The organism is Amorphus orientalis (assembly GCF_030814015.1).
GTDB classification, from domain to species: domain Bacteria; phylum Pseudomonadota; class Alphaproteobacteria; order Rhizobiales; family Amorphaceae; genus Amorphus; species Amorphus orientalis.
This window is the reverse complement of the sequence record NZ_JAUSUL010000003.1, coordinates 348,149-374,738: the sequence shown is the minus strand read 5'-3', so window position 1 is coordinate 374,738 and position 26,590 is coordinate 348,149. Positions and strand designations below refer to the sequence as shown.

The window sequence follows — 26,590 nt, the reverse complement described above, 5'->3', positions numbered from 1 at the left end:
GACCACTTCAAGGGGCGCTCGGTCATGCCGAAGGTCTTGATCGTCGAGGACGAAGAGCCGCTGGCCCTCCTGCTGCGATACAATCTCGAGGCGGAGGGCTACGCCGTCGACACGTGCATGCGCGGCGACGAGGCGGAGATCCGCCTTCGCGAGGGGCTGCCGGACCTTCTGGTGCTGGACTGGATGCTGCCGGGCCTGTCGGGCATCGAGCTGTGCCGGCGCCTGCGTGCCCGTCCCCAGACGGAGCATCTTCCGGTCATCATGCTGACGGCGCGGGGGGAAGAAACCGAGCGGATCAGGGGGCTGGCCACCGGCGCCGACGACTACGTGGTGAAGCCGTTCTCCGTGCCGGAACTGATGGCGCGGATCCGCGCCATCCTGAGGCGCAGCAAGCCCGCGGTGGTCTCCACGATCCTGTCGGCCGGGGACATCGAGCTGGACCGGACGACCCATCGCGTCCGCCGGTCCAGCCGCGAGATCCACCTTGGCCCGACGGAGTTCCGGCTTCTGGAATTTCTGATGCAGTCGCCCGGCCGCGTGTTCTCCCGCGAACAGCTCCTGGACGGGGTGTGGGGGCACGACGTCTATGTCGACGAGCGGACGGTGGACGTGCACATCGGCCGGCTGCGCAAGGCGATCAACCGCGGCAAGGCCCGCGACCCGATCCGCACGGTGCGGGGCGCCGGCTACGCCTTCAACGACCAGTTCGCGAGTGCCTGACCGGATCTACGGCACGGGATCCCCGCGCCGATGACGCCTGGTCTGCTGGGCCCGACACATCCGGGAGATGGGGCATGGCTCCGGATCGGTCGTCTCGATCATGTCCGTCCCGGTCAGGCCGAGCCCGGTTGAGCGGGACATCCCCAAAAGCCACCTCGGCCGGCCAGGCGGTCGCCTGACCGGAGAACGCTGCCCTGCGGCAGGCCCGGCTTACTTGCCGCCGTTGCGCGACTTGCGACGGTCCGGTGCCGGCTGGTAGGCCACCCGGGCGTGGGCGGCGCAATAGGGCTCGCCCGGGGTGCTTTCGCGGCCGCAGAAGGCGAAATCCTGCGACCCGGGGTCGCCCATCGGCCACCGGCAGGTGTGTTCGTTCAGCTCCAGAAGCGTCTTGCGGTCGCCGAACGGCACGATCTCGGCCTGGCCGCGAGCCGCGACGGCGGGCGCGGTCTCCGGTTCCGGATCGGTGGCGATCTTCAGGGCGGCATTTCCGACGACCCGGCTTGCCCGGGCCACGGTCTGGGTGGCGCCGGCGCCGGAACTGCTGGCGCTGGCGGCGACGCGGCCGGCCGGCTTGGGCGCGGGGCGCTGCTTGCGCGGCCGCTGCTGGCTGGGCGTCTTCGCGCGGCCCGACAGGCCGAGCCGGTGGATCTTGCCGATCACCGCGTTCCGCGTGACCCCGCCGAGCTGGGTGGCGATCTGGCTGGCGCTGAGACCTTCTGACCAGAGCTTCTGCAAAAGCTCGACCCGTTCGTCGGTCCAGGACGCGGTCGGTTCTTCGCTCATTCGGTCACCTCCGTCTGTGGCTCACGGAATCCGGCCACGCTGCGCGACCGGGTCGCGCCACTGCGCCGTCGGGTTTCGGGGTGGCTCTGCACGATATCTCGTGCCTCGATGTGCAGTAGACTACAACATCGCGAGAATCGCTGACAAGATTCCGGGTGACTCGTCGCGGTGGACGAATTCGGTTTTCCCCAGCCGATTGGCACGGCCGGTTGGCCCCGAAAAAGCCCAGAAAGATTGACAGAAGCCCGGGTAGTCCGAATATAGAAATCTTTCTTCGTGCCGCCAATTTGGCGGCACGATTTGTTTTTCGGGCTTGGCGCCGCGACCGCGGTCTGCAGAACCGCTGTCCGCCGTCGGCTCATCCCGTCATGTCGCTGAGACATACCGGACCACCCGAGGAGCGTCGGCCCCCGCACATCGCGGGGCCTGCGCCCCGCCAACCGTTGAGAGAGATCATGGCTGCTTCGGCCGTCTACAGGACCTATGCGCGTACGGATCTCGCCTTCCAGACCGGCGAAGGCGTGTGGCTCGACGGGTCCGACGGGCGACGCTATCTCGATTTCGGGTCCGGTATCGCCGTGTCGTCGCTAGGCCACGCCCATCCGCATCTCGTCGAGACGCTGACCGACATGGCCGGGAAGGTCTGGCACACCTCGAACGTGTTCCGGATTCCCGAGCAGGAACGGTTTGCCGAGCGCCTTTGCGCGGCCACGTTCGCCGAGCGGGTCTTCGTCACCAATTCCGGCACGGAGGCGGCGGAAGCGGCGATCAAGACGGCTCGTCGCTATCAGTACGACCGGGGCGCCCCGGAGCGGGTCCGCATCGTCACTGTCGAGGGCGCGTTCCACGGCCGGACGATGGCGGCGATCGCGGCCGGCGGCAATCCGAAGTATCTGGAAGGCTTCGGCCCTCCGCTGGAAGGCTTCGACCAGGTGCCGTTCGACGATGTCGCAGCGCTGAAGGCCGCTGTCGGTCCGGAAACGGCCGCGATCATGGTCGAGCCCATTCAGGGCGAAGGCGGCATCCGTCCCTTGTCCAACGAGTTTCTCCGCACCGCCCGCGCGCTGTGTGACGAGACCGGCGCGGTTCTCATCTTCGACGAGGTCCAGTGCGGCGTGGGGCGGACCGGCAAGCTGTTCGCCTACGAATGGTTCGGCGTCGTGCCCGACATCATGATGATCGCCAAGGGGATCGGCGGCGGGTTTCCGCTCGGGGCCTGTCTGGCGACGGCCGAGGTCGGAGATGCCATGGTCCCCGGCACCCACGGATCGACCTATGGCGGCAACCCGCTCGCCTGCGCGGTCGGGAATGCGGTGCTCGACGTCATTCTCGAGCCGGGATTCCTGGACCAGGTCGCCGCGCGCGGCCTCGTGCTCAAGCAGCGGCTGGCGGGCCTCGTGGACAGCCATCCGTCGATCTTCGAAACGGTCAGGGGCGAAGGCCTGCTGCAGGGACTGAAATGCCGGGTTGCTCCGGCCGAAGTGATCGCCGCGGCGCGGGAGCAGGGGCTGGTCGCAATCGCCGCCGCCGACAATGTCGTGCGTCTGATGCCGCCGCTGGTCATCAGCGATCAGGAAATCGAGGAGGCCGTGAGCCGCCTCGACAAGGCCGCGCGGTCGATCGCCGCGGCCAAAACCGCTCAGTCAGGAGGGGCTGCATGAGCACCAACGGATCAAAGCGGCATTTTCTCGATCTCGACCAGATGCCGAGTTCGGTGCTGCGCGGCATCATCGACGACAGCCTGCGGATGAAGGCCAACCGGTCCGGGGCCCGGCGCGGCCACGGCCCGCTGGCGGGTCGTGTGCTGGCCATGGTGTTTGAACGGCCGTCGACCCGGACCCGCGTCTCCTTCGACGTGGCGATGCGCGAACTCGGCGGCGAGACGATCATGCTGACCGGAGCGGAGATGCAGCTCGGCCGCGGCGAGACCATCGCCGACACGGCGCGGGTGCTGTCGCGCTATGTCGACGCGGTCATGATCCGGATCCTCGACGGCGATGCGCTGGCGGAATTCGCCGAGTACGCCACCGTGCCGGTGATCAACGGCCTGACCAAGCTTTCGCATCCGTGTCAGATCATGGCCGACGTGCTGACCTTCGAAGAGCATCGCGGGCCGATCAAGGGCCGCAAGGTGGCCTGGACCGGCGACGCCAACAACGTGCTAGTCTCCTGGATGCACGCGGCCGAACGCTTCGCCTTCGAGCTCAGGATCGCGACGCCGCAGCAACTGGCTCCGAACGAGGATCTGGTCGAGAAGGCCCGCAAGGCCGGTGCGAAGATCGTCGTGACGGAAGACCCGTTCGAAGCGGTGGACGGCGTCGACTGCGTCGTCACCGATACCTGGATGTCGATGGGCGACCGGGAACGCGAGCGGCGGCACAACCTGCTGAAGCCGTACCAGGTGAACGACCGGCTGATGGCGGCGGCGGCGCCGGACGCGATCTTCATGCACTGCCTGCCGGCCCACCGCGGCGAGGAGGTCACGGAAAGCGTGATCGACGGCCCGCAGTCGGTCGTCTTTGATGAGGCGGAAAACCGCCTACATGCGCAGAAAGGGATTCTGGCATGGTGTTTGGCGGAGACAGCGGCGGCGGAATGAGCGATCCAGGCACGGGGGCAGTGCGGCTGCCGGCGGACGATCTCGTCCTGCCGTTTTCCGTGAATGCTCTCGATGTGCGCGGGCGCGTGGCGCATCTGGGACCGGTGGTGGACACCGTCCTGTCGCGCCACGGCTACCCGGAACCGGTCGCCCGGCTCCTCGGCGAGGCGCTGGTGCTCACCGTTCTTCTGGGCAGCGCGCTGAAGTTCGAAGGCCGCTTCATCACCCAGATCCAGAGCGACGGGCCGGTCAGCCTGCTGGTGGTCGACTTCCGATCTCCCGATCAGGTGCGCGCCTATGCGCGCTTCGATGACGAGGCGATCGCCGCGCTCGTGGCGGCGGGGACGCCCTCGTTCACGGATCTGGTGGGAGAGGGCCATCTGGCGCTGACCATCGACCCGGGCGGCCACATGCGCCGCTACCAGGGCGTCGTTCCGCTGAGCGGCGACAGCCTGGAAGAGGTCGCCCACGCCTATTTCGCCCAGTCCGAGCAGATCCCGACGACCGTCCGGCTGGCCGTTGCCGAAGTGCTCGAGCGCCACGACGGCGAAGGCATGCGCCACTCCTGGCGCGCCGGCGGGCTGATGATGCAGTTCCTGCCGGAGTCAGAAGACCGCATCCGGCATCGCGATCTCGATCCCGGCGACGCGCCGGACGCGCAGGGCGAGGACGACGTCCCGGAGGACGATGCGTGGGTCGAGGCGCTGGCCCGGGTCGGCACGGTCGAGGACCACGAGCTGATCGATCCGGACGTGGCGCCGCCGCGGCTGCTTCTGCGGCTCTTTCACCAGCGCGACGTGCACGTGTTCGATGCGACCCCGGTCGCGGAGACCTGTGGGTGCTCGCGGGAAAAGGTCGAAGGCATTCTTCGCCAGTTCGATCCGGAAGAACGCAGCGAGATGGTCGAAGACGGTGATATCATCGTCACCTGCGAATTCTGCAGCACGGTTTATCGCTTCGACCCGTCCGATTTCGAAGCCGACGCGTAGGAAAGATCAGGGGCCCGCGTTTGAATGCGTGCCGGGCTGCCGCGCGGCGCGCCTTGGCGCGTCTGATCGGCCGTCGCCCGGCTGAGCGTCGGCGGGGCCCGCAGGTGGCGTATCCCGTGCGTGATGAGTGGGGACAGGCTTCGTGGATGACAATCAGGCACCGAAAAAGAGCCGGCCGGTGACCCGGGCGATCAGCCTGGCCGCCAGGGCCGTTCTGCCGGTCCTCATTCTGGTGGGTGCCGTCGCGCTGACCCAGTGGATGGTCTCCACCCGGCCGGAAGTGACGCGTCGTCCGCCCCAGGAAACCGCAGTTCCCGTCGGGACGGTGGAGGTGCGCCGGGCCGCCAACGTTCCGGTGCTGAAGACCTACGGCGAAATCGTCTCGGCCGCCCGGGTGGAGCTCAGGGCGCTGGTGGGCGGCAAGGTCGTCGCTGTCCATCCCAATTTGGAAGTGGGCGGGCTGGTCGAGAAGGGGGATGTCCTCCTGACCATCGACGACTTCGCCTACGAGGGCGCGCTGACGGCGGCGCGGGCCAATCTGGCGGAGACGCGGGCGCAGCTGGCGGCCGCCGAGGCGCGCGTGGCGCTCAGACAGAGCGCGGTGACCCAGGCCGAAACCCAGCTGGAGCTGGCCGAACGGGATCTGGACCGCGCGCAGCGCCTGGTCGAGCGGAACGCCGTTTCCGAACAGGCGCTGGACGAGCGGACCCTGATCGTCAGTCAGCGCCGCCAGGCCCTCGATCAGTTGACCAACGAGATCAATGTCGAGACCGCCGGCATCGAGCAGCAGCGCGCGGCGATCGACCGGCTGGAGTGGCGCGTGCGCGAGGCGGAACGCAACCTCGATGACGCGTCGCTGACCGCGCCCTTCGACGGGATCGTCGTCTCCGAAAACGTGGAAGTCGGCCGCAAGGTGGTCGAAAGCGACGTCGCCCTGACGCTGGACCGGGTCGATGCGGTGGACGCGGAGTTCACCCTCTCCGACACCCAGTACGGCGGCCTGGTCGGCGAAGGCGATGCCCTCGTCGGCCGCGAGATCGACGTCATCTGGCAGATCGGCGACGTCCGGCGCACCTACCGGGCGACGATCAATCGGGTCGGGGCGGAGATTTCCGCCGTCCGAGGCGGCATCCAGGTCTATGCGCGGATCGCCCCGTCGGCGGAGACGGCCCTGCCGCGTCCCGGCGCCTTCGTCGAGATCCGCCTGCCCGGCCGGACCTTCCCGTCCTCCGTGCGGCTGGCCTCCGAGGTCGTCTATGGCGGCGACACCGTGTTCGTCGTGCGCAACGGCAGGCTGGAGCCGCGCGAAGTGACGATCCTGGCCCGGGACGGTGCCGAGGTGATCGTGGACGGCGGGCTCGTGGCCGGCGAGCGGGTCCTGGCGACCCGGATACCCGGGGCGGGTGAAGGGCTCCTGGTGGAAGAGACCATCCGGACGCCCGCGCCGGACGCCTCGTCCTCGCGCACCGCGTCCGAAAGCGTTCGCCGATGAGCGCGCCGGCACCGCGCCGCGGCGGCCTGATCGGCATTTTCGTCCGGCATCCGAACGCGGCGAACCTCCTGATGGTGCTGATGCTGATTGCCGGCGTCGCGGCCCTCATGCGCATCAACACGCAGTTCTTTCCCACCATCGAGGAAAAGCAGATCACCATCAGCATTTCCTGGCCGGGGGCGAGCGCGGAGGACGTGGCAGCCAACATTCTCGACGCGGTCGAACCGGCGGTCCGCTTTCTCGACGGGGTCGAGGAGATCACCTCCTATGCCCGGGAAGGTGCCGGAACGACCATCCTCGAATTCGATCCGGCGACCGACATGCAGAAGGCGCTGTCGGATGTGGAGCAGGAGCTGGACCGGATCACGACCCTGCCGGAAGAGAGCGAGCGGCCGACGATCTCCAGCGAGCGCTTCCATGACACCGTCGCCAAGCTGATCCTGACCGGGCCGTTCCCCGAATCCGCTTTGCAGGTCTATGCCAAGCGGATCCGCGACGATCTGCTCGACCGGGGGATCGACAAGGTCACCTTCTCCGATTTCCGCGACCGCGAGGTCGCCATCACGGTCGCGGAACCGACCCTCCTGAAGCTCGACATGACGATCGGGGACATCGCCGGAGCGATCGCGGACAACACCCTGGACCGCCCGTCGGGCACCGTCGGCGGCACGGTGGAGAAGCAGGTCCGGGCGCTCGCTCCGGGCGAAACGCCGGAGACCATCCGCGACATCGAGGTGAAGGGGTTTGCCGGCGGCGAACGGATCTCCGTCGGCGAGATTGCCAGCGTCGGCGAGGCCTTCGACGACGATGCGCTGCGCGGCATTCATCAGGGCAATCCGGCGATCGGCATTCTCGTCCAGCGCGCCGTCACCGCCGATGCGCTGGAGACCGACGCGATCCTGAAGACCTATCTCACAGAGGTGCGCGGGCAGCTGCCGCCGACCCTGCAGATCCTCGAGACCCAGGACCAGGCGAGCTTCCTCTGGGACCGGATCAATCTTCTGGTCCGCAACGGCTGGCAGGGTCTGCTGGTCGTCCTGGTGGTCCTGTTCACCTTCCTGAACGCGCGGATCGCGACATGGGTCGCGCTGGGCATTCCCATTTCCATGGCGGCGACCCTCGGCATCATGTTCGCCACCGGCCAGACCATCAACATGATGAGCCTGTTCGCCCTCATCATGATGCTGGGCATCATCGTCGACGACGCGATCGTGGTGGCCGAGCAGGCGGCGACCCGGGAAGCGGCGGGCGAACCGCCGCCGGTGGCTGCCGAGCGCGGCGCGCTGCAGATGATCACCCCCGTCACGGCGGCGAGCCTGACCACCATCGCGGCCTTCGCTCCGCTGTTCCTGCTGGGCGGGGTGATGGGTCAGATGATCGAGGTGCTGCCGCTGGTCACCATCGCCGTGCTGACGGCGTCGCTGATCGAATGCTTCCTCGTCCTGCCCGCCCATCTTGCACACTCCGGCGGGGGCGGCCCGGCGGTGGAGCGCTCGGGGCTGCGCCAGATCGGCGTCGGCGCGTTGATCGCGGTGGCGCTGGCGCTCGTGCTGGCGGTGCCGGCGTACGTGCTGCCGCCGGTTCTGGGCGGGATCGCGTCCCGGGCGGATGCGGCCGAGGCGGCCCTCGGCAGGCCGCTGACCTGGCTCGTGCTGGCGGTCACTGCCTTCGCGATCTCCGCCGCGATCGAGACGGTTCTGGTCCGTGGTGCGCGGCGCCGCGCGGCGCGGCTGGCGTCGGGAGGACCGCAGCGGAGCTTCCGCACCTGGTTCGACCGCAACTTCGCCGTGTTCCGCGACCGCGTCTTCGGCGGGTTCGTGGATCTTGCCTATCGCTGGCGCTACGCGACCATCGCGGCCGCCGTCGCTGCGCTGATCGTGGTCGGGTACGGGCTGGTCGCCGGCGGGCGGATCGGATTCGTCTTCTTCCCGTCGCCGGAGGCCGAAAGCCTGCGGGCGACCCTGGAAGTGACGGCAGGCACGCCGGAAGACGAGGTGATCGCCGCCGTGGAAACCATCCGCGAGGCGCTGGACGTCGCCGAACAGCAGCTCTCGGGCGGATCGGAGGCACTGATCCGCTCGGTCACCGCGACGCTCGGTGCGGCGGGCCGCAACCGGGGCGACAATCTCGCGGAGTTCGACGTCCAGCTCACCGCATCGGAGGCGCGCAGCGTGCGCACGCCGGAGATCGTGCGTGCCTGGCGGGAAGCGGTTCCCGACATCCCCGGCATGACCCAGTTCGCCATCAACCAGAGGCGGGGAGGGCCTCCGGGGCGCGATCTCGACATCAAGCTCACCGGAGCGTCGCCGGCGGTCCTGAAGGACGCGGCCCAGGAGGTGATCGCCGCGCTGGAAGGGGTGCCGGGCGTCAGTGCGGTCTCCGACGACCTGCCCTACGGCAAGCCGGAACTGACGCTCGAACTCACCCCGCGCGGCTCGGCGCTGGGTTTTACCCTGGACAGCGTCGCCACCCAGGTGCGCAACGCCTTCCAGGGCGTGATCGCGCGCCGCATTCCGGTGGGCGACGAGGAGGTGAAGGTGCGCGTGCAGCTCGCCGAGGACGGCACGGGCGACGCCGCGCTGCGCGAGATGTGGCTGAAGAGCCCGAGCGGCATCTTCGCACCCCTGTCGGAGGTGGTGTCGTTGAACGAGCGCGACGCGTTCTCGGTGATCCTGCGCCGCGACGGCAAGACGACCGTCTCCGTGACCGCCGACGTCGATCATGAGGTCAACACGGGAACGGCCGTGACGGAACTCCTGAGGACCGACGTCCTGCCGGAGATCGCGGCGCGCTACGGCGTCGGCTTCTCGTTTGCCGGCCGCGACGAGGAGCGTCGGGAATCGTTCGCCGACCTGAAGGCCGGCACCGTTATCGCGCTCTCGGTGATCTACATCATCCTGGCCTGGGTGTTCGGCTCCTACTGGCGGCCGCTGGCGGTGATGGCGATCATCCCCTTCGGCCTCGTCGGCGCGGTGCTGGGTCACCTTCTGCTGGGCTTCAACCTGACGATCATGAGCCTCATCGGCCTTCTGGGTCTGACCGGAATCCTGGTCAACGACTCCATCATTCTGGTGAGCCGGCTGGACGAGCGCCTGCGCAGCGGCGACGATCTGGCGACCGCCGCCGTCGGTGCCAGCCGGGATCGTCTGCGCGCCGTGCTTTTGACGTCGCTCACGACCATCGGCGGACTGACGCCGCTTCTGTTCGAGACCAGCCTGCAGGCCCAGTTCCTGCTGCCTATGGCGATCACCATGGTGTTCGGCATCGCTGCCGCAACGGTGCTCGTGCTGATCCTTGTGCCGTCGCTGATCGGGATCGGCGGCGATATCGGGCGCCTGTTGGCGACGATCGATCGCGGGGGGCGGGGGACGCCAGGAAAGGCTCTCGTCAGCGACGCCGGCGAATAGAGCAATTCCCGTTCGGATTGGTTCAATCTGAACGAGGAGGAATTGATCGAGCCAGTGAACCTGGGGACATTTCCTGTCGATCAGGCGTTTCCACCTCATCGGAAACCGCAGAAGGAAATGCGACGGCGGGCGGTTTCGCGGCCGGGTCAGATATCCTCGCCGTCGAGCTCGGATTCCAGATCCTCGCGCGCCTTCCTGAGCCGCTCCTGGGCCGGGTAGATGGCCAGTGCCTTGTCGTAGGCCTCGGCGGCCTCCTCGGGCTGCTCGAGGGCTTTCAGGATGGTGGCCAGGCCGCTGATCGCGCCCCAGTGGCGGGGCTCCAGCGCGAGCGCGCGTTCGATGTCGGCAAGCGCGCGGCCGTAATTGTCCTGCATGAAGTGGACGGTCGCCCTGCGGTTCCAGCCCTCGGCATAGTCCGGCTGGAGACGGGTGACGGCATCGAGCACGTCGAGGGCGACGGCGAGGTCCTCGGCCTCGATCGCGGCCGCGGCCTCCCGCATCAGAAGGTCGGTGGTCGGGCTGCCGGAGCGCAGGAATTCGCGCTGGATGTTCCGGGCGATGCCCTTGGCCTGTTCGGGGTCTTCGGTCTGGCTCAAACGGCCAAACAGCCGGTCGAGGCGCGCCTGGCGCGTCTCGTCGGGAGCCGGTGCGTCCTCCGGCGGGGGTTCGGTCGCCTGTTCGAGGCGCTCGTCGTCCATCGGCACGCGGTCCTGATCGCGTTGTGCGAGGACCGGTGTGACGGCAAGGCCGAAGGACAGGCTGAGCGCAAGAAGCCGGATGATCATGCGCTGAGTATGGGGCGCCGGACGCACGCCGTCAAAGCGCTCCGCACCGGATGCGGCCGCTCTCAATGGCTTGTGATCGCAACGGCCGGCAGGCCGGATCGGTACGGCGGACCGGCGAGGCGGTCATCGCCGGATGACCTCAGCCCTGGCGCGCCTTGTAGCGCGGCGCCTTCTTGTTGATGATGAAGACGCGGCCCTTGCGGCGGACCAGCCGGTTGTTCCGATCGCGCTTCAGAAGCGCCTTCAGCGAGTTCTTGATTTTCATCGGTCGGACCCTGGACAAACAACAAAGGCGCGCACGGGCTCCGCGCGCGCCCAACTCGAAATCTAAGCGCCGTTGTATGGGCGCTGGCGACCTATCTGTCAACACATCCGCGGGGATCCGCGGGGGCAGAAACGACAGCGCGAGCCCTATTTCGGGCAACCCGTGCGATCAGCACCGGTCAGGCACGTCCGTATACCGGTTCACACGGTGATGGACCAGATCGTCTTGCCTTCCGGATCGGACAGCCAGGCGTATCCGCCGTCACCGATGCGCCAGTAGGAGGCCGAATTCTTGGCTTGCTGGATTGCGACGACGTCCGCCTCGACCGGAAGGCTGGCACGCAGGATGCTCGGCGAAGGCATTCCGTGCTGGTCGTGACGAACCGCGCGAACGACGTAGTCCGACATAGTCTCGTTCCTTGAACAACGACCTGCCCAGGGAAGCTCGCGCGCGATGTCTGACAGCGTGCAAGCCCCCGGAAAGGTCGATCACACTATCTTGAATTTTGCTAATGTTGCGGTGCGATTGCAAGGCTAAAAGCGCGCAATTGTGCGCATTTGCGCGCCAGCCCGCCTTTTGCGCGGATCAGTCGTCGTCCGGTCCGCCGCTGCCGGCCGATCCGTCTTCTTCCACCACGGGTATCGCGTAGGTTCCGCCGAGCCATTTGCCGAGGTCGATGTCGGCGCATCGCTTGGAGCAGAACGGCCGGTAGGCATCGTCAGTCGGCTTGCCGCAGATCGGGCAGGATCGCTTGCCGCGTCCCTTTGCGACGGTCTGGCCGGTGCGGGCGGCCGATTTCGGGTCTTGTGCCATCTGTCTCGTCCGTCGCCCGGCTCAGGCGGGATTCGGCTGAGCGGCGGGCGCGTCTTCGGACGGTACTTCCGGGGCTGTCGGAGACCGGTCCTGCGCCACCGGAAAGCCGTCTCCCGTCAGAAGCGCGGCGGTCTCGAAAAGCGGAAGGCCGACCACGTTGGTGTAGGACCCGATCAGCTTGGACACGAAGATCGCCGCCAGGCCCTGGATCGCGTAGCCGCCCGCCTTCCCGTGCCATTCGCCGGACGCGAGATAAAAATCGATCTCGGCGCGCGACAGGCGCTTGAACTTGACCCGGGTCTCGACGGTGCGCAGCCGGACCCGTTCCTTCGGGGTGATCAGGCAGACGCCGGTGAACACGCGATGGCCGCGTCCCGACAAGGCCGAGAGACAGGCTTCGGCCTCGGCGATCCCTTCCGCCTTGGGAAGGACACGGCGCCCGAGCGCGACCACGGTGTCGGCGGCCAGGATGTGGGCCGGGCCGATGGTCTTGTCGGCGCGGGTGCGCTCCAGGGCCTCTTCGGCCTTCATCTGGGCCAGGCGCTGGGCCAGCCGGTTCGGCGCTTCGCCGTCCATCGGCGTTTCGTCCACATCGGTGGGCGCCAGATGGTCCGGCACGATGCCGATCTGCTCGAGCAGTGCCAGCCGGCGCGGCGATCCCGAGGCGAGAACAAGTGTGGGGGAAGCGGTCATGGCGGAGAAAGCCTAGCCGGTTAAAACGAATTGCCGAAGGCGACCGGGATCATCGCCCTATTTGAAGCGATAGGTGATCCGGCCCTTGGTGAGATCATAGGGCGTCATTTCGACCAGAACCTTGTCGCCGGCAAGAACCCGGATACGGTTCTTGCGCATGCGACCTGCCGTGTGTGCGATGATTTCGTGCTCGTTTTCGAGCTTCACTCGAAATGTCGCATTCGGCAAAAGCTCCGTGACCGTGCCGGGAAATTCCAGGACTTCTTCTTTGGCCATGCGTGCTGAAGGTCTCTGCGGTACCGGTTTGGCGTGAACCTAACGAATTGCGCGTGAGATGGAAACACTTCTTCCAATCGGCAGCCTTGGGCATGTCGGCGCACAGTGAACCAGTCCGGATGAAAAGGACAGTCCCAAGACATTCTGTCCCGTTCGTTTTCAGTGTCCAGCCGTTCCCGCCGAAGTGGAAAAGGCGGTAGAGCATTTTCCGGTCCGATTCAATCAGCCTGCGGAGGGGCGCGGGTCGGTGTATCCGTCGCGCGCCGGCCGCCGGTCCGCGGCCCCGGCCTCAGCCCTTTCCGCCGGCATCGGACCGGAGGGCCGCCGGCTCAAGGAGCAAAGCGGGTCTTGATCCGGTTTGCCAGCCCGTCCCGGACCGAGCGGTAGGCATCGAGGATCTGGCTGCGCGACCCGGTGGTGACCGTCGGATCGGGGGTCGGCCAGTATTCGACGTCGAAGGCCTGGGTCCGCGCCATCTCCAGCGCCCGGTGGTGCGCCTCGGGCGCGAGCGTGACCACGAGGTCGAAGCTGGTGTCGGCCAGTTCCTCAAGCGAGCGCGGGTGGTGCTTGGAGATATCGAGGCCGAGTTCGTCCATCACCGCGACGGCGAAGGGATCGGGCTCGCCGTCGTCGACCACGCCGGCGGAGCGCACGTAGAGGCTTTTCGGGAAATAATGGCGTGCCAGTTCCGCCGCCATCGGCGAGCGAACCGCGTTCTGCCGGCAGACGAACAGGACAGCGCCGGGACGGGCGGCTGCGCCCGACATCGCATCTAGCCCCGCCAATGCAGTGCGCACAGCAGCGTGAACAGGCGCCGCGCGGTGTCGAAGTCGATCTCGACCTTGCCGTTGAGGCGATCCATCAGGATCTGGGAGCCCTCGTTGTGGACGCCGCGCCGGCCCATGTCGATGGCCTCGATCTGGCTCGGCGACGCGGTCTTGATGGCCTCGAAATAGCTCGTGCACATCAGGAAATAGTCTTTGACGATCTTCCGGAACGGCGTGAGCGACAGGACGTGGGTCACCACCTCCGTGCCGTCCTCCCGGGTGACCGCGAACACGAGACGGTTTTCCACGATCGCCAGCGCCAGCCGGTAGGGCCCGCCGTCGTCGTCCCCGATCGGGGCGAAATGGTTCTCCTCGATCAGGTCGTAGATGGCGACGGCGCGTTCGTGCTCGATGTCCGGCGAGGCGCGTTCGATCGAGGTCTCGTCCAGGTCGACGCCGACCAGTCGCTTGGTGTCGTCTGTGCCGCCGCCGGATGCCATGGTGCCTACCTGTTGAGACGGACCGAAACGGAGCGGCCGTGGGCGTCGAGGCCTTCGGCCGCGGCCAGGGTGCGCGTCGCGGCGCCCAGCCGTGCCAGGCTGTCGGCGTCGCAGCGCAGAAGCGACGTGCGCTTCATGAAGTCCAGCACCGACAGTCCGGACGAGAAGCGCGCCGAGCGGGCCGTGGGCAGCACGTGGTTGGAGCCGGCCACATAATCGCCGACGGCTTCCGGCGTGTAGGCGCCCAGGAAGATCGCGCCGGCATGGCGGATGCGGTCGGCCAGCGCGTCGGGATCGGCGACAGCGAGTTCGAGATGTTCCGGCGCCAGTCGGTCGACCAGGGGAGGCGCGTCGGCAAGGTCATCGAGCACGATGATCGCACCGAAATCGCGCCAGCTCGGGGCGGCGATCGCAGCGCGCGGCAGCGTGGTGAGCTGGGCTTCGACGGCGCGGGCGACCTGGTCGGCGAAACCGGCGTCGTCGGTGATCAGGATCGACTGGGCGGCGGTGTCGTGCTCGGCCTGGGCCAGAAGGTCGGCGGCGATCCAATCGGGATTGTTGTCCGCGTCGGCCACGACGACGACCTCGGATGGCCCGGCGATCATGTCGATGCCGACGGTTCCGAACACCTGGCGCTTGGCGGCGGCCACATAGGCGTTGCCGGGGCCGACGATCTTGGCGACCGGGGCGATGGTCTCGGTCCCGTAGGCCAGCGCCGCGACGGCCTGGGCCCCGCCGACCCGGTAGACCTCGTCGACGCCGGCGATCTTCGCGGCCGCCAGCACCAGGGGCGCGATCGCGCCGTCCGGCGTCGGCACGACCATGACGACCCGGTCCACGCCGGCGACCTTGGCCGGCACCGCATTCATCAGGACGGAGCTGGGATAGGCCGCCGTTCCGCCCGGGACGTAGAGGCCGACGGACGGAACCGCCGACCAGCGCCAGCCGAGTTCGACCCCGGCGTCGTCCACGAAGCGGGCGTCCTGCGGCTTCTGTCGGGCGTGATAGGACTCGATGCGGCCCTTGGCGAAGGCGAGGGCGGCGCGCTGCTCCTCGGTGATCTCGGCTTCTGCGGCGGCCAGCTCCTCCGGACCGATCGCAATCCCGACGGTGGCGAGATCGACCCGATCGAAGCGCGCGGTGTATTCGGCCAGCGCAGCGTCGCCGCGGGCCCGCACGTCGGCGACGATCGCGCGCACGGTCTGGTCCACGTCGTCTGACGATTCCCGCTTGGTGGCGAGCAGGGCGGCGAAGCGGCTCTCGAAATCGCTCTCGGTACTGGACAGTCTCAAGGACACGGTCCCCTGCTCCTCAAACTGAACCCGGCGCCATCCGGTCTGCGGGCGAAGCCGTTCGGCGGCGCTGCGGACTTGTCATTCTGCGCCTCGTCCGGCGAGCGCGTCGAGCTTCGCCGGTAAACGCCCTAGTCGCTCAGATCGTGTTCGGGCCGGGCCTGGGCGGCCCAGGCCGAGCCGAGATCGGTCAACGTCACCTCGATGCATTCGACCTCGAGCTCCATCGAGCCGCCGCCGGAAAAATGCAGCGTGATGCGCCCGGCCGGCGCCTCGGTCTCCTCGAAGGTCACCGCGAGAAGCGACAGGACGGCGTCCGGCACGTCCCGGCGCAGCTTCATGGCCCGCGCGGCGGTCACGCGGGCGAAATCGAGCACAGCCTGCCGCCGCTGGCCAGGATCGCGGCGCTTTCCCTTCGCCTCCCAGGCATAGCGGTTGAGCGCGACCACGAACCGCTGGTCGGCGGGCCGCCAGCGCAGGTCCTTGACCATCAGGACCGCATCCTGGACGTGGGCGGAGACGACGGAAAGATCTTCGCTGTCGAGAGCCGCGAGCTTCAAGGGCGTCATGGGCGAGCGTCTTTTAGGATTGAGGAGGCGGACACCATGGCAGAGCCGTTCGCCAAATCCCTAGTCACTTCCCCGCCGCGACGCAACGTCGGCGGTGGCCGCAAGCGGCCGGCGGGCCGGACCGGAAGGCGCGCGGGCGTCAGCCCGAGATCCGTTCGATGTCGGCACCGCAGCGGCCGAGCTTGTCTTCCAGGCGCTCGAACCCCCGGTCGAGATGATAAACGCGGTTGATCGTGGTCTCGCCTTCGGCGGCGAGGCCCGCGATCACCAGCGACACGGATGCCCTGAGGTCCGTCGCCATCACCGGGGCGCCGCGCAGGGATTCGACGCCCTCCACGGTGGCCACCTGGCCGTCGAGATGGATCTTGGCGCCGAGCCGGGCGAGTTCCTGCACGTGCATGAACCGGTTCTCGAAGATCGTCTCGGTGATGTGCGAGGTGCCCTTCGCCCGGGTCATGAGGGCCATGAACTGGGCCTGGAGATCGGTCGGGAAGCCCGGGAACGGTTCCGTGCTGACGTCGACGGCGGTGATCCCGGCGCCGTTGCGGCGCACGCGGATGCCACGATTGGTGGCGGTGATCTCGGCACCGGCCTGTTCCAGGATCGCCAGCGGCGCCGACAGGAGATCGGCCCGGGCGTGGTCCAGGGTCACGTCGCCGCCGGTCATGGCCACGGCCATGGCATAGGTGCCGGTCTCGATCCGGTCCGGGAGAACCCGGTGGCGGGCGCCGGACAGCCGGTCGACGCCCTGGATCACGATCTCCGAGGTGCCGGCGCCCTCGATCTTCGCGCCCATCGCGGTCAGGCACTGGGCGAGGTCGACGATCTCCGGTTCGCGCGCCGCGTTGGACAGCACCGTTTCGCCCTTGGCCAGGCTCGCCGCCATCATCAGCGTGTGGGTCGCGCCCACGGACACGCCGGGAAAGGCGATGTGGGCGCCCCTGAGCCCGTTCGGCGCCTTGGCGATCGCGTAGCCCTGATCGATCTCGATCTCGGCGCCGAGCTTCTGCAGACCCTCGATGAAGAAATCCACCGGACGTGTGCCGATGGCGCAGCCGCCGGGCAGGGAGACCCGTGCAACGCCCATGCGCGCGACCAGAGGGCCGATCACCCAGAAGCTCGCCCGCATGGTGGAGACCAGCTCGTAGGGGGCCGTGGTGTCGACGATGGCACGGGCGCAGAGGTGAACGGTCTGGCCGGACATGCCGTCCTGGCCGGCGCGCTTGCCTTCCACGGACCAGTCGACGCCGTGATTGGACAGGATATGGAACAGCTGGTGGACGTCGCGCAGGCGCGGCACGTTTTCCAGCGTCAGCGTCTCGTCGGTGAGCAGGCTCGCGATCATCAGGGGGAGCGCGGCGTTCTTGGCGCCGGAGATCGGGATCGTGCCATTCAGCGGCGAGCCGCCCCTGAGCCGAATGCGATCCATGTCTCTCACCCCTTCGTTGAAACGCCCCCGCGCCGCGAAGGCCAACGGAACTAGACTACACCCGTCGCTCGCGCAAGCCGACCGGCGGAACCAATGGTGGACGGCCGACGGCGCCTCGACCCGTCCGGGTGTCGTGAGCCGGCTCAGGTCTTCTGAACAAAAGAATCCAGCACGCGCTTGCGGCCGGCCTTGTCGAAATCGACGGTGAGCTTGTTGCCCTCGACCGCGGACACCGTTCCGTTGCCGAATTTCTGGTGAAAGACCCGGGCGCCGATGGCGAAGGCGGGTTCATGATCCGCGACGCTTTTCGCGACCAGCTCGCCCTCGATGGTCATCGGCTCGCGGGACCGCTGGGCGCCGCCGGCCTTGCGCCGCTGGGCCCGCTCCCAGCCGGGGGTGGAATAGGTGGAGGAGAACGGCTCGACCCGGTCGAAGCGGCTCTCGCCGTAGCCCCCGTAGCCGCCGTATCCGCCCTGTTCGCGGACCTCGACATGGGCTTCCGGCAGTTCGTCGAGGAAGCGCGACGGCACGGTCGACTGCCACATGCCGTGGACGCGCCGGTTGACCGCGAACCAGACGAAGATGCGTTGGCGCGCCCGCGTCAGGCCGACATAGGCGAGACGGCGCTCTTCTTCGAGACCCGCCTGGCCGCTCTCGTCGACGGCGCGCTGGTGGGGAAACAGGCCTTCCTCCCAGCCGGGCAGGAAGACGGTGTCGAACTCGAGCCCCTTGGCGGCGTGGAGCGTCATGATGGTGACCGCTTCGGAGCCGGCATCGTTCTCGGTGTCCATCACCAGCGAGATGTGCTCGAGGAAGCTGGCCATGGATTCGAAGTCGTCCATCGCCCGGACGAGTTCCTTGAGGTTTTCCAGCCGGCCGGGCGCATCCGCCGATCGGTCCATCCGCCACATCTCGGTGTAGCCGGACTCGTCCAGGACGATCTCCGCCAGCTCGGTGTGGGTGAGCCGGTCGAGTTCGGAGCGCCAGCGGCCGAACGAGGCGAGCAGATCCTTCAGCGCCGTGCGCGTCTTCGGCTTCAGCTCTTCCGTCTGGGTCAGCTCGATCGCCGCCTGGAACAGCGGGATCTGGCGGGCGCGGGCGGTGTCGTGCAGCGTCTTCACCGCCACCTCGCCGATCGCCCGTTTCGGCGTGTTGATGATCCGCTCGAAGGCGAGATCGTCGGCCGGCTGCACGATAACGCGGAAATAGGCCAGGGCGTCGCGGATTTCCCGGCGCTCGTAGAAGCGCGGACCGCCGATGACCCGATAGGGCAGGCCGAGGGTGACGAACCGGTCCTCGAACTCGCGCATCTGGAACGAGGCCCGCACCAGGATCGCCATCTCGTCCAGCGACTTGCCCTTGCGCTGGAGGGATTCGATCTCCTCGCCGATGGCCCGGGCCTCTTCTTCGGAATCCCAGGCCGAGGCGACGGTCAGCTTTTCCGCGTCGTGATCCTCGTGCTCGGTGAACAGCGTCTTCCCGAGACGGCCCTCGTTGTGGCCGATCAGGTGCGAGGCGGCGGCCAGGATCGGTCCGGTCGAGCGGTAGTTGCGCTCCAGCCGGATGACGGCGGCACCCGGAAAGTCCTGTTCGAAGCGCAGGATGTTGTCGACTTCCGCGCCACGCCAGCCATAGATCGACTGGTCGTCGTCGCCGACCACGCAGAGGTTCCGGTTGCCCTGGGCGAGCAGGCGCAGCCAGAGATACTGGGCGACGTTGGTGTCCTGATACTCGTCCACCAGCATGTAGCGGAAGCGCTCCTGGTAGGAAGCGAGCACGTCCGGGTGGCTGCGGAAGATGTGGATCGGCTCCATCAGGAGATCGCCGAAATCGACGGCGTTCAGCACCCTCAGGCGCTCCTGATAGGCCTTGTAGAGGTCCGCGCCGCGGCCGTTGGCGAAGGCACGCGCCTCGCCCAGCGGCACCGCGTCGGGCGTGAGGCCGCGGTTCTTCCAGCCGTCGATGAGCGAATGCATCTGACGGGCGGGCCAGCGCTTGTCGTCGAGACCTTCGGCCTGGATGATCTGCTTGCACAGACGGATCTGGTCGTCGGCATCCAGAATGGTGAAGTCGGACCTCAGGCCGGACAGCTCCGCGTGCCGGCGCAGGATCCGGGTGCCGATGGCGTGGAACGTCCCGAGCCAGGCCATGCCCTCGGCCGACGGGCCGACCAGTCCGGAGATCCGCTCCTTCATCTCGCGCGCGGCCTTGTTGGTGAAGGTCACCGCGAGGATCTCGCCCGGCCGGGCGCGTCCGGTGGCGAGGATATGGGCGATGCGGGTGGTCAGGACGCGCGTCTTGCCGGTGCCGGCGCCGGCGAGCACCAGGACCGGACCGTCCACGGTTTCCACCGCGCGGCGCTGTTCCGGGTTGAGCTTGTCGAGATAGGGCGAGGGCCGCCCGCCGCCCAGCGCGCGCGCGGCAATGCCGCCCGCCCGGGGACCCGGGGCGGACGTCTCCTCAAAGCCCGTGATCGCGGGCATGGCCGAGCCGTCGGTGGAGCGAATCATTCCGTGATCCTGATCCGAATGGAACAATCCGGCAACAGCGGGGGCGCCGCGGGTGCCGTCCTGCTCCACAACATGGGTCCGGAACCGGCCGAAAGAAGGGTGCCGGACCAGCCGGCGCGGCGGACGGCTTGCGGCTGCCGTTCGGGTTTGCCTTTGATGGGCGCGATTTTTCTCCCGGAGGCCTGCCCATGACCATCGCCATCCAGTGCGCCATCCCCCAGGAGCTCGCCGTGCTGCGGGCCGAGCTCGACTGCCGCGACAGCGTCGAGATCGCGCATCTGCGGTTCGATCACGGAACGCTGTTCGGCCGGGACGTGGTGCTGGTCGGAACCGGTATCGGGAAGGTGAACACGGCGATGGTGGCGACCCTTCTGATCGACCGGTTCAAGGCGACGACGATCGTGTTTTCCGGCGTGGCCGGCGGGCTGGATCCGGATCTCGCCATCGGCGATGTCGTCATCGCCGAAAAGCTGCTGCAGCACGATTTCGGCTGGTTCGAGGCCGAGGAACTCAAGGTCTATCAGGCCGGCCACCTGCCGTTCTTCAATGCCACCGAGAAATTCGGCTTCGATCTGAAGTCCGCCACGCGAGCCCGGATCGCGTCCGCGCTGGAGGGCATCGAGCTGCCGGCGATGAAGGCGGAGGCGTCCGGCGGCGCACCGCGGGCGCCGAAAGTGGTGTTCGGCACGGTACTGTCCGGCGATCAGTACGTGAACTGCGAGACCACCCGCGGGCGGCTGTTCCAGACCCACGGCGGACGCGCCGTGGAGATGGAAGGAGCAGCACTCGCCCAGGTGGCGGAAATGCACGACGTCGAGTGGGTCGTGGTGCGCGCGCTCTCCGACCTCGCCGGCACGGAATCCCGGTTCGATTTCAATGACTTCGTCGACGCGGTCTCGGCCTCGTCGGCCAGGATCATGGAACGGATCCTGCCGGTGCTGTAAACCGGCGGGACCGGGGCGGCGCCCCTGTCAGGCCGCGTCGAGCCGCCTCAGTCCCTTGGCAGGGTTGTCCGGCGCGCTGCGGAGGCGGGCGAGATCGAACGCCGCCTGCATGCGCAGCCAGTGATCAGCAGTCGAGCCGAGCACGGCTTCCAGGCGGAGCGCCATTTCCGGGGAGATCGCGCTCTCGCCCTTGATGACCCGATAGAGCTGCGACCGGGTCACTCCGAGTGCCTTCGCTCCGTCCGCCACACTCAGCCCGAGGGTTTCCAGATCGGCTGCAACGAGTCGCCCGGGATGGGAGGGGGAGTGCATCGCCATTGCGGTCGGTCCTTCAGTGATAATCCTCGAGATCCACGTCGATCACGTTCGGCTTTTCGAAGCGGAAGACGATCCGCCAGTTCGCTCGAACGGTCACCGCCCATTGTCCGCGCCGGCTGCCCTTGAGCGGATGCAGTCGAAAGGACGGCCGGGCGATCGTATCGAGATCCTCCGCGGTATCGAGGACGGTCAGGATGTCTCGGATCCGCTCCACCTGGTCCGCGGGCAATCGGCTGGCGTCGCCCCTTTCGTAGAACCGTTTGAGGCCCTTGTGGCGAAAGCTCACGATCATGGTGGCCGCCCGACGCCCGTCGATGAGTCCGAATGTCGCATGACGCGCGACATGCGTCAATTGCCATCGGCGCGCGCGTCGCTGGCGACGCCGTTCCTGTCGTTTCCTGTGGAGCCGGCCTGCCCGAACTGTCCGACAGTCCCGCCATAAGAGACACTCGGGAGGATAGGATGAGTGAGGGCAATCGGGGCGTCGTCTATCAGGGGCCGGGCAAGGTCACCGTGGAGACGATCGCCTTTCCGGAACTGGCGCTGGGCAGCCGGCGCTGCGATCACGGGGTGATCCTGAAGGTGCTGACCACGAATATCTGCGGCTCCGACCAGCACATGGTCCGCGGCCGCACCACGGCGCCCCAGGGCCTCGTGCTCGGCCACGAGATCACCGGCGAGGTGATCGAATGCGGCCGCGACGTGGAGTTCATTTCAAAGGGCGATATCGTCTCCGTGCCGTTCAACATCGCCTGCGGCCGCTGCCGCAACTGCAAGGAAGGGCGGACCGGCATCTGCCTGAACGTCAACCCGTCCCGCCCCGGGGCGGCCTACGGCTATGTGGACATGGGCGGCTGGGTCGGCGGGCAGGCGGAATACGTCATGGTTCCCTATGCCGACTTCAATCTGCTGCGCTTTCCCGACCGCGACCGCGCGCTGGAGAAGATCAAGGATCTGACGCTCCTCTCCGACATCTTCCCGACCGGCTTCCACGGCTGCGTCACGGCGGGCGTCGGGCCGGGCTCGATCGTCTACATCGCCGGCGCCGGGCCGGTGGGGCTTGCCGCCGCTGCCTCCGCCAAGATTCTGGGAGCGGCCTGCGTGATCGTGGGCGACATGATTGCCGAGCGGCTCGACCAGGCCAAAAGCTTCGGCTGCGAGACGGTGGATCTCAGGCAGGACGCCGACCTGGGCGAGATGGTGGCGGAAATCGCCGGAACGCCCGAGGTCGACGCCTTCGTCGACTGCGTCGGCTTCGAGGCCCACGGGTGCGGCCACGACCACGCCCACGAACAGCCGGCGACCGTGCTCAACTCCGCCATGGCGCTGACCCGGGCCGGCGGCCAGATCGGCATTCCCGGCCTCTACGTGACGGAGGATCCGGGCGCGGAGGACAAGGCGGCCCAGACCGGCTCGCTCAGCCTCCGGTTCGGGCTCGGCTGGGCCAAGTCGCACTCGTTCCATACGGGTCAGTGCCCGGTGATGCGCTACAACCGGCAGCTCATGCAGGCGATCCTGTTCGGGCGGGTGGAGATCGCCAAGGCGGTCAACGTGCAGATGATCAGCCTCGACCAGGCGCCCCAGGGCTACGCCGACTTCGACGGCGGGGCGGCCAAGAAGTTCGTGATCGATCCGCACGGGGCGATCGCGGCTTAGATTTTCCGTTCACGCGAGTTCGCTTCGCTCACCGCTCCACGAGGGGCGGCCAAGTATGGCCGGCGGACGGTCGTCCGCTGGCTTCGCGGGAGCAATCCCAGGAAAAGTGGGAACCGGTTTTCCGTCCGGGATTGCGGGGAGAAAAGCAGAGGCTCGCGTCTGAATTGGAGCCGGGCTTTTTCTCCGCTCACCCCGGCGAAAGCCGGAGCCCAGGGCCAAATCGTCAGACGCCCATCGTGCTGCCCTGGATTCCGGCTTTCGCCGGAATGAGCGGTGGATGGGGGAGCGGCTCGAATTAACTCGCGTGTACCCGATTCCGACCACGCCACGAGCGCGCGACGGCGCGCCGGCCGGTCAAGAGGCGAGGAGCGAAGCGACCGGGACGAAGGAAAGCCGCCCGCCCGGAGCCGGTGAGCGAAGCGAACTCGGCGTGACGGAAGTAAAGCCTCACACAAACTCCGCCGCCACCCGGTGCAGCGTCGCGTGGCGGCGGGCCAGCCGGTCGATGTCGCGCTCGTAGCCGCCGCCGAGCACGCCGGCGAGGGGAATGCCGGCTTCGCGCACGGCGTCGATGACGAACCGGTCGCGCTCGATCAGGCCTTCGTCGGACAGCGCCAGCCGGCCCAGCCGATCGTCCCGGTGCGGGTCCACCCCGGCGTTGTAGAACACGATGTCGGGCCGGACATTGTGGATCGTCGTGCGGACCACGTCCCGGATGGCGTCGAGATAGTGCTCGTCGTCGCAGTCGTCGAACAGCGGAACGTCGAGCGAGGAGGGCACCTTGCGCACGGGATAGTTCTTCTCGGCGTGGAAGGAGAGCGTGAACACGGACGGATCGTTCGCGAAGATCGCCGCCGTCCCGTCGCCCTGATGCACGTCACAGTCGATGACGAGGGCCCGCTCGACGGCGCCGTCGGCCATCAAGACCCGGATCGCGATCGCCACGTCGTTGAAGACGCAGAAGCCCGCCCCCTGCTCGAAGCGGGCGTGATGGCTGCCGCCGGCCGTGTTGCAGGCGATGCCGTGCTCCATGGCCAGCTGTGCGGTCAGGAGGGTGCCGGCGCTGGCGCAGCGGGCCCTGAGTGCCACGGGCGGCGTCATGGCGAAGCCGATCTCCCGGGCGATCTTGGTGGGCACCTCGCAGCCCAGCACCTGATCGACATAGGCGCGGTCGTGGGCGAGCGCGATCCAGGCCGCCGGCGCCTCGCCGGGGACGTGGAAGGTGCCGGGCCCCACCAGGCCCTCCTCCACGAGCACCTCGGCCACGCGCTTGAACTTGCCCATGGGAAAGCGGTGGTCGGACGGGAATTCCGCGTTGTAGCGGGGATTGTGGACGATCGGCAGCAGCATGACGCCTTTCATTCTGGTGTCCGGCCGGCGGGCTTCAATACCGGCCCTCGACCGATCCATGCGGCCTTCGCACGCAAAGGACCGATCGGATGACGGATCCCTGGTTGAAGCATACGTCCCGATCGGGTTGATGGATCGCGTCGATCCTCGCGCCCCGAAAGCTCCCGATCATGGACGCCCCGTCCACTGCCGCCCCGATCCGCCCGTTCGCGGTGACCCACCGCATGGTGCTCGCCATCGCCGTGCCGATGACGCTCGCCTATGTCACCACCCCGCTGATCGGGATTTCGGACACCGCGGTGATCGGACAGCTCGGCGACGCGGCCCTGCTCGGCGCGATCGCCGTGGGCGCGATCCTGTTCGATTTTCTCGGCACGACCTTCAACTTTCTGCGGATGGGGACGACCGGGCTGACGGCCCAGGCCTTCGGAGCCGAGGACTGGGCGGAAGTCCAGGCGGTGCTGGTCCGCGCGCTTCTGGTCGCGGCGGGCGCCGGCCTTCTGGTGATCGCCCTGCAGGGGCCGATCCTGGCCGGCTTCCTGTCGCTGATGGGGGCGAGTGAGGCGGTGGACCGGGCCACCCGAACCTATTTCCAGGTCCGTGTCGTGGGCGCGCCGCTCCAGTTCATGAACTATGCTCTGCTCGGCTGGCTCCTGGGGCTGGGGCGGGCTGGCACGGGCCTCACGATCCAGTTCGTGCTGTGCGCGGTCAACGTCGCGCTCAATGTCCTCCTGGTGCTGGTCTGGGACTTCGGCGTCGCCGGGGTCGCGTGGGCGTCGGTCGCCGCGGAGGCGTGCGCGCTGGTGCTGACGCTCGTCCTCGTCGCCCGCCTGTTGCCGAAAGACCGCTGGCCCTCCCGGGCTCGGATCGCAGACCGGGCACAGTTTCTGCGCATGGGGGTGGTGAACCGGGACATCATGATCCGGTCGCTGGCGCTGATGACCGCCTTCACCTTCTTCACCGCCCAGGGCGCGCGCGCCGGCGACATCACTCTGGCTGCGAACGCCGTGCTCCTGAATTTCTTCCTGTTCTGCTCGTTCTTTCTCGACGGGTTCGCTACCGCCGCCGAGCAGCTCGCCGGCCGGGCCCTCGGTGCCCGGTTCCGCCCGGCATTCGAACGGGCGGTCAAGCTGAGCGTCACGTGGGGCTTCGCCGTGGCCGCGGTCCTGTCGCTGGCCATCTTCCTGGGCGGCGGGCTGGTCATCGACGCGATCACCACGGCGCCGGGCGTGCGGGAGGTGGCGCGGGACTATCTGGTCTGGGCGGTGGTGGTCCCGCTGGCCGGGGTGCTGGCGTTCGAGATGGACGGCGTCTTCATCGGCGCGACCTGGACCGACGACATGCGCAACATGATGCTGATCTCGCTGGCCGCCTATTTCGCGATCTGGGCGGTGGCCGTTCCCGCGTTCGGCAATCACGGCCTGTGGCTGGCGCTGGTCACGTTCCTGAGCATGCGCGGGCTGACGCTTCTGTGGCGCTGCCGGCGGCGCGTGCCGCGCGCGTTTCCGGCGTGACCCAGAAGTCCGCTCAGGAGGGTCTCCGGATGCCGTCGAGTGCCGCCATGCGGGCCGCGATCGCCGCCAGCGTTTCGGGGCTGCCCACGGGAAACCCGATCTCGCTGGCCAGATAGCGCCAGAAGTCGGCGGACAGATAGGCCAGGCCGCCTTCGTCCCGCCTGAGCTTCCAGGCCGCCGAGATGGCAAGTCGCTTCAGGGCGGGCCGGGCGGAATGCCGGCGGTCGAGGGTCGCCAGCAGGTGATAGGCCGACAGGAACCGGTCGTGATGCTGCTGCCGCTTGTCCGCCGACAGGGTCGGTTCGGACTGGCGCGGCGCGCACACCACCGTCGCGTCGGTCACGGCCATGCGGGGGGCTGCGGCGGCGAGCCTGAGCGCCAGCGACTGGTCCTGGATGAAGACGGTCTCGTCGCAGCCGCCGGCGGCGATATAGAGCGCCCGCTCCACCACCAGCGCGATGTGGACGATGGGCCGGGTCGCGGCCTGGATCAGCGGCTGCTCGATCTCCGCCACATAGGCTTCCGAGGAAATCCGTTTCGGCGTGGTCTTCCGGCGGCGTCCGTAGAGCAGCGGCACGTTCATCTCGGCCAGCCTGGCGAGCATCCACTGGGTGGCGTTGGGCGGCAGCAGGTCGTCGCCGTCGAGGGGATGCAGGATCCGGCCGGTGGCGGCCTCGGCCGCCTGGTTGAGGCGGATCGCGGGACCGCGGTTTTCGCTATTGGCGAGGATCCGGACCCGAGCGTCCTCGCGGGCAAAGCCTTCGAGCACGGCCATCGACCCGTCCGTCGATGCGTCGTCCACGAAGACGAACTCGCGGCTGTGGTCGCCGGCCTGTGCCTTCAGGCTTTCCCAGACCGCGGGCAGCGCCTCTGCCTTGTTGTAGACGGTGACGAGATAGGAGACGTCGGGCTCGGCCAC

26 protein-coding genes are annotated in these 26,590 nt (G+C 68.0%); 9 read left to right on the top strand and 17 right to left on the bottom strand.

Annotation, left to right across the window (positions count from 1 at the left end; translation table 11 throughout):
- The first annotated feature begins 24 nt into the window (after nucleotides 1-24).
- Complete coding sequence (phoB, locus tag J2S73_RS16205; protein ID WP_306886660.1) at nucleotides 25-720, top strand: phosphate regulon transcriptional regulator PhoB; 696 nt, start codon at nucleotides 25-27, stop codon at nucleotides 718-720.
- 210 nt (nucleotides 721-930) lie between these two features.
- Here phoB and J2S73_RS16200 read toward each other — a convergent pair whose 3' ends face one another.
- Nucleotides 931-1,503 carry a GcrA family cell cycle regulator gene (locus J2S73_RS16200; RefSeq protein WP_306886659.1) on the bottom strand — a complete coding sequence of 191 codons (573 nt, stop codon included), beginning with the start codon at nucleotides 1,501-1,503 and terminating at the stop codon, nucleotides 931-933.
- A gap of 455 nt (nucleotides 1,504-1,958) precedes the next feature.
- On the opposite strand from J2S73_RS16200, the gene J2S73_RS16195 reads away from it, so the two are divergent.
- From J2S73_RS16195 to J2S73_RS16175, 5 genes are all read left to right on the top strand, one after another.
- On the top strand, nucleotides 1,959-3,164 hold the full coding sequence (locus tag J2S73_RS16195; RefSeq protein WP_306886658.1) for an aspartate aminotransferase family protein: 1,206 nt from the start codon (nucleotides 1,959-1,961) through the stop codon (nucleotides 3,162-3,164).
- Nucleotides 3,161-4,102 carry an ornithine carbamoyltransferase gene (gene argF / locus J2S73_RS16190; protein WP_306886657.1) on the top strand — a complete coding sequence of 314 codons (942 nt, stop codon included), beginning with the start codon at nucleotides 3,161-3,163 and terminating at the stop codon, nucleotides 4,100-4,102. Before J2S73_RS16195 ends, argF begins: the two co-directional genes overlap by 4 nt.
- Entirely contained in the window at nucleotides 4,099-5,091 is a 993-nt protein-coding gene (locus tag J2S73_RS16185) for an Hsp33 family molecular chaperone (RefSeq protein WP_306886656.1), read from the top strand. Before argF ends, J2S73_RS16185 begins: the two co-directional genes overlap by 4 nt.
- A 142-nt stretch (nucleotides 5,092-5,233) precedes the next feature.
- A complete protein-coding gene (locus J2S73_RS16180; protein ID WP_306886655.1) occupies nucleotides 5,234-6,583 on the top strand; it encodes an efflux RND transporter periplasmic adaptor subunit in 1,350 nt (449 codons plus the stop codon).
- Entirely contained in the window at nucleotides 6,580-9,990 is a 3,411-nt protein-coding gene (locus J2S73_RS16175) for an efflux RND transporter permease subunit (RefSeq protein ID WP_306886653.1), read from the top strand. Before J2S73_RS16180 ends, J2S73_RS16175 begins: the two co-directional genes overlap by 4 nt.
- A gap of 146 nt (nucleotides 9,991-10,136) precedes the next feature.
- On the opposite strand, the gene J2S73_RS16170 is transcribed toward J2S73_RS16175, so the two are convergent.
- The 12 genes from J2S73_RS16170 to J2S73_RS16115 form a co-directional block, all read right to left on the bottom strand.
- Nucleotides 10,137-10,802: a tetratricopeptide repeat protein gene (locus J2S73_RS16170; protein WP_306886652.1), complete on the bottom strand. Its 666-nt coding sequence runs from the start codon at nucleotides 10,800-10,802 to the stop codon at nucleotides 10,137-10,139.
- Nucleotides 10,803-10,914: 112 nt separating this feature from the next.
- Nucleotides 10,915-11,040: a type B 50S ribosomal protein L36 gene (gene ykgO / locus J2S73_RS16165; protein ID WP_026319121.1), complete on the bottom strand. Its 126-nt coding sequence runs from the start codon at nucleotides 11,038-11,040 to the stop codon at nucleotides 10,915-10,917.
- Between the two features lie 200 nt (nucleotides 11,041-11,240).
- Nucleotides 11,241-11,447: a hypothetical protein gene (locus J2S73_RS16160; protein ID WP_306886651.1), complete on the bottom strand. Its 207-nt coding sequence runs from the start codon at nucleotides 11,445-11,447 to the stop codon at nucleotides 11,241-11,243.
- Between the two features lie 178 nt (nucleotides 11,448-11,625).
- Nucleotides 11,626-11,853, bottom strand: coding sequence for a DNA gyrase inhibitor YacG (locus J2S73_RS16155; protein ID WP_306886650.1), 228 nt, complete (start codon nucleotides 11,851-11,853; stop codon nucleotides 11,626-11,628).
- Between the two features lie 21 nt (nucleotides 11,854-11,874).
- Nucleotides 11,875-12,546: a Maf family nucleotide pyrophosphatase gene (locus J2S73_RS16150; RefSeq protein WP_306886649.1), complete on the bottom strand. Its 672-nt coding sequence runs from the start codon at nucleotides 12,544-12,546 to the stop codon at nucleotides 11,875-11,877.
- A 57-nt stretch (nucleotides 12,547-12,603) separates the two neighbouring features.
- On the bottom strand, nucleotides 12,604-12,822 hold the full coding sequence (infA, locus tag J2S73_RS16145; protein ID WP_069060068.1) for a translation initiation factor IF-1: 219 nt from the start codon (nucleotides 12,820-12,822) through the stop codon (nucleotides 12,604-12,606).
- A gap of 329 nt (nucleotides 12,823-13,151) precedes the next feature.
- Complete coding sequence (locus tag J2S73_RS16140; RefSeq protein WP_306886648.1) at nucleotides 13,152-13,589, bottom strand: arsenate-mycothiol transferase ArsC; 438 nt, start codon at nucleotides 13,587-13,589, stop codon at nucleotides 13,152-13,154.
- 5 nt (nucleotides 13,590-13,594) lie between these two features.
- Nucleotides 13,595-14,089: a UPF0262 family protein gene (locus J2S73_RS16135; RefSeq protein ID WP_306886647.1), complete on the bottom strand. Its 495-nt coding sequence runs from the start codon at nucleotides 14,087-14,089 to the stop codon at nucleotides 13,595-13,597.
- A gap of 5 nt (nucleotides 14,090-14,094) precedes the next feature.
- Nucleotides 14,095-15,387, bottom strand: a complete 1,293-nt coding sequence (gene hisD / locus J2S73_RS16130; RefSeq protein ID WP_306886646.1) for a histidinol dehydrogenase — start codon at nucleotides 15,385-15,387, stop codon at nucleotides 14,095-14,097.
- Between the two features lie 125 nt (nucleotides 15,388-15,512).
- Nucleotides 15,513-15,950, bottom strand: a complete 438-nt coding sequence (locus tag J2S73_RS16125; protein WP_306886645.1) for a DUF2948 family protein — start codon at nucleotides 15,948-15,950, stop codon at nucleotides 15,513-15,515.
- A 139-nt stretch (nucleotides 15,951-16,089) separates the two neighbouring features.
- Nucleotides 16,090-17,379, bottom strand: a complete 1,290-nt coding sequence (murA, locus tag J2S73_RS16120; protein WP_306886644.1) for a UDP-N-acetylglucosamine 1-carboxyvinyltransferase — start codon at nucleotides 17,377-17,379, stop codon at nucleotides 16,090-16,092.
- Nucleotides 17,380-17,522: 143 nt separating this feature from the next.
- Nucleotides 17,523-19,889, bottom strand: a complete 2,367-nt coding sequence (locus J2S73_RS16115) for an ATP-dependent helicase (protein WP_370874447.1) — start codon at nucleotides 19,887-19,889, stop codon at nucleotides 17,523-17,525.
- Between the two features lie 188 nt (nucleotides 19,890-20,077).
- On the opposite strand from J2S73_RS16115, the gene J2S73_RS16110 reads away from it, so the two are divergent.
- Nucleotides 20,078-20,833, top strand: a complete 756-nt coding sequence (locus tag J2S73_RS16110) for a 5'-methylthioadenosine/adenosylhomocysteine nucleosidase (protein WP_306886643.1) — start codon at nucleotides 20,078-20,080, stop codon at nucleotides 20,831-20,833.
- Between the two features lie 27 nt (nucleotides 20,834-20,860).
- Here the strand turns inward: J2S73_RS16110 and J2S73_RS16105 are convergent, their stop codons facing one another.
- Both J2S73_RS16105 and J2S73_RS16100 read right to left on the bottom strand, forming a co-directional pair.
- Nucleotides 20,861-21,151, bottom strand: a complete 291-nt coding sequence (locus J2S73_RS16105) for a HigA family addiction module antitoxin (protein WP_306886642.1) — start codon at nucleotides 21,149-21,151, stop codon at nucleotides 20,861-20,863.
- Between the two features lie 13 nt (nucleotides 21,152-21,164).
- Complete coding sequence (locus tag J2S73_RS16100; RefSeq protein WP_306886641.1) at nucleotides 21,165-21,443, bottom strand: type II toxin-antitoxin system RelE/ParE family toxin; 279 nt, start codon at nucleotides 21,441-21,443, stop codon at nucleotides 21,165-21,167.
- A gap of 170 nt (nucleotides 21,444-21,613) precedes the next feature.
- Between J2S73_RS16100 and fdhA the strand changes: the two genes are divergently transcribed.
- The gene (gene fdhA / locus J2S73_RS16095) at nucleotides 21,614-22,807 is read left to right on the top strand and encodes a formaldehyde dehydrogenase, glutathione-independent (RefSeq protein WP_306886640.1); all 1,194 of its coding nucleotides are present in this window, start codon (nucleotides 21,614-21,616) and stop codon (nucleotides 22,805-22,807) included.
- A 447-nt stretch (nucleotides 22,808-23,254) separates the two neighbouring features.
- Here fdhA and J2S73_RS16090 read toward each other — a convergent pair whose 3' ends face one another.
- Nucleotides 23,255-24,169 (bottom strand): histone deacetylase family protein, encoded by a 915-nt coding sequence (locus J2S73_RS16090; RefSeq protein WP_370874446.1) that lies wholly within the window; start codon nucleotides 24,167-24,169, stop codon nucleotides 23,255-23,257.
- 158 nt (nucleotides 24,170-24,327) lie between these two features.
- Between J2S73_RS16090 and J2S73_RS16085 the strand changes: the two genes are divergently transcribed.
- Nucleotides 24,328-25,671, top strand: coding sequence for an MATE family efflux transporter (locus J2S73_RS16085; RefSeq protein WP_306886638.1), 1,344 nt, complete (start codon nucleotides 24,328-24,330; stop codon nucleotides 25,669-25,671).
- Between the two features lie 13 nt (nucleotides 25,672-25,684).
- Here the strand turns inward: J2S73_RS16085 and J2S73_RS16080 are convergent, their stop codons facing one another.
- A complete protein-coding gene (locus J2S73_RS16080; RefSeq protein ID WP_306886637.1) occupies nucleotides 25,685-26,590 on the bottom strand; it encodes a glycosyltransferase family 2 protein in 906 nt (301 codons plus the stop codon).

Coding starts and splice junctions, on each gene's coding strand:
- J2S73_RS16105 (WP_306886642.1), bottom strand. CDS start 21,151: ATGGCGATGCACTCCCCCTCCCATCCCGGGCGACTCGTTGCAGCCGAT.
- J2S73_RS16200 (WP_306886659.1), bottom strand. CDS start 1,503: ATGAGCGAAGAACCGACCGCGTCCTGGACCGACGAACGGGTCGAGCTT.
- J2S73_RS16140 (WP_306886648.1), bottom strand. CDS start 13,589: ATGTCGGGCGCAGCCGCCCGTCCCGGCGCTGTCCTGTTCGTCTGCCGG.
- argF (WP_306886657.1), top strand. CDS start 3,161: ATGAGCACCAACGGATCAAAGCGGCATTTTCTCGATCTCGACCAGATG.
- J2S73_RS16090 (WP_370874446.1), bottom strand. CDS start 24,169: ATGAAAGGCGTCATGCTGCTGCCGATCGTCCACAATCCCCGCTACAAC.
- J2S73_RS16175 (WP_306886653.1), top strand. CDS start 6,580: ATGAGCGCGCCGGCACCGCGCCGCGGCGGCCTGATCGGCATTTTCGTC.
- ykgO (WP_026319121.1), bottom strand. CDS start 11,040: ATGAAAATCAAGAACTCGCTGAAGGCGCTTCTGAAGCGCGATCGGAAC.
- J2S73_RS16185 (WP_306886656.1), top strand. CDS start 4,099: ATGAGCGATCCAGGCACGGGGGCAGTGCGGCTGCCGGCGGACGATCTC.
- phoB (WP_306886660.1), top strand. CDS start 25: ATGCCGAAGGTCTTGATCGTCGAGGACGAAGAGCCGCTGGCCCTCCTG.
- J2S73_RS16100 (WP_306886641.1), bottom strand. CDS start 21,443: ATGATCGTGAGCTTTCGCCACAAGGGCCTCAAACGGTTCTACGAAAGG.
- murA (WP_306886644.1), bottom strand. CDS start 17,379: ATGGATCGCATTCGGCTCAGGGGCGGCTCGCCGCTGAATGGCACGATC.
- J2S73_RS16160 (WP_306886651.1), bottom strand. CDS start 11,447: ATGTCGGACTACGTCGTTCGCGCGGTTCGTCACGACCAGCACGGAATG.
- J2S73_RS16125 (WP_306886645.1), bottom strand. CDS start 15,950: ATGACGCCCTTGAAGCTCGCGGCTCTCGACAGCGAAGATCTTTCCGTC.
- J2S73_RS16195 (WP_306886658.1), top strand. CDS start 1,959: ATGGCTGCTTCGGCCGTCTACAGGACCTATGCGCGTACGGATCTCGCC.
- J2S73_RS16155 (WP_306886650.1), bottom strand. CDS start 11,853: ATGGCACAAGACCCGAAATCGGCCGCCCGCACCGGCCAGACCGTCGCA.
- J2S73_RS16085 (WP_306886638.1), top strand. CDS start 24,328: ATGGACGCCCCGTCCACTGCCGCCCCGATCCGCCCGTTCGCGGTGACC.
- fdhA (WP_306886640.1), top strand. CDS start 21,614: ATGAGTGAGGGCAATCGGGGCGTCGTCTATCAGGGGCCGGGCAAGGTC.
- infA (WP_069060068.1), bottom strand. CDS start 12,822: ATGGCCAAAGAAGAAGTCCTGGAATTTCCCGGCACGGTCACGGAGCTT.
- J2S73_RS16110 (WP_306886643.1), top strand. CDS start 20,078: ATGACCATCGCCATCCAGTGCGCCATCCCCCAGGAGCTCGCCGTGCTG.
- J2S73_RS16150 (WP_306886649.1), bottom strand. CDS start 12,546: ATGACCGCTTCCCCCACACTTGTTCTCGCCTCGGGATCGCCGCGCCGG.
- J2S73_RS16135 (WP_306886647.1), bottom strand. CDS start 14,089: ATGGCATCCGGCGGCGGCACAGACGACACCAAGCGACTGGTCGGCGTC.
- J2S73_RS16115 (WP_370874447.1), bottom strand. CDS start 19,889: ATGATTCGCTCCACCGACGGCTCGGCCATGCCCGCGATCACGGGCTTT.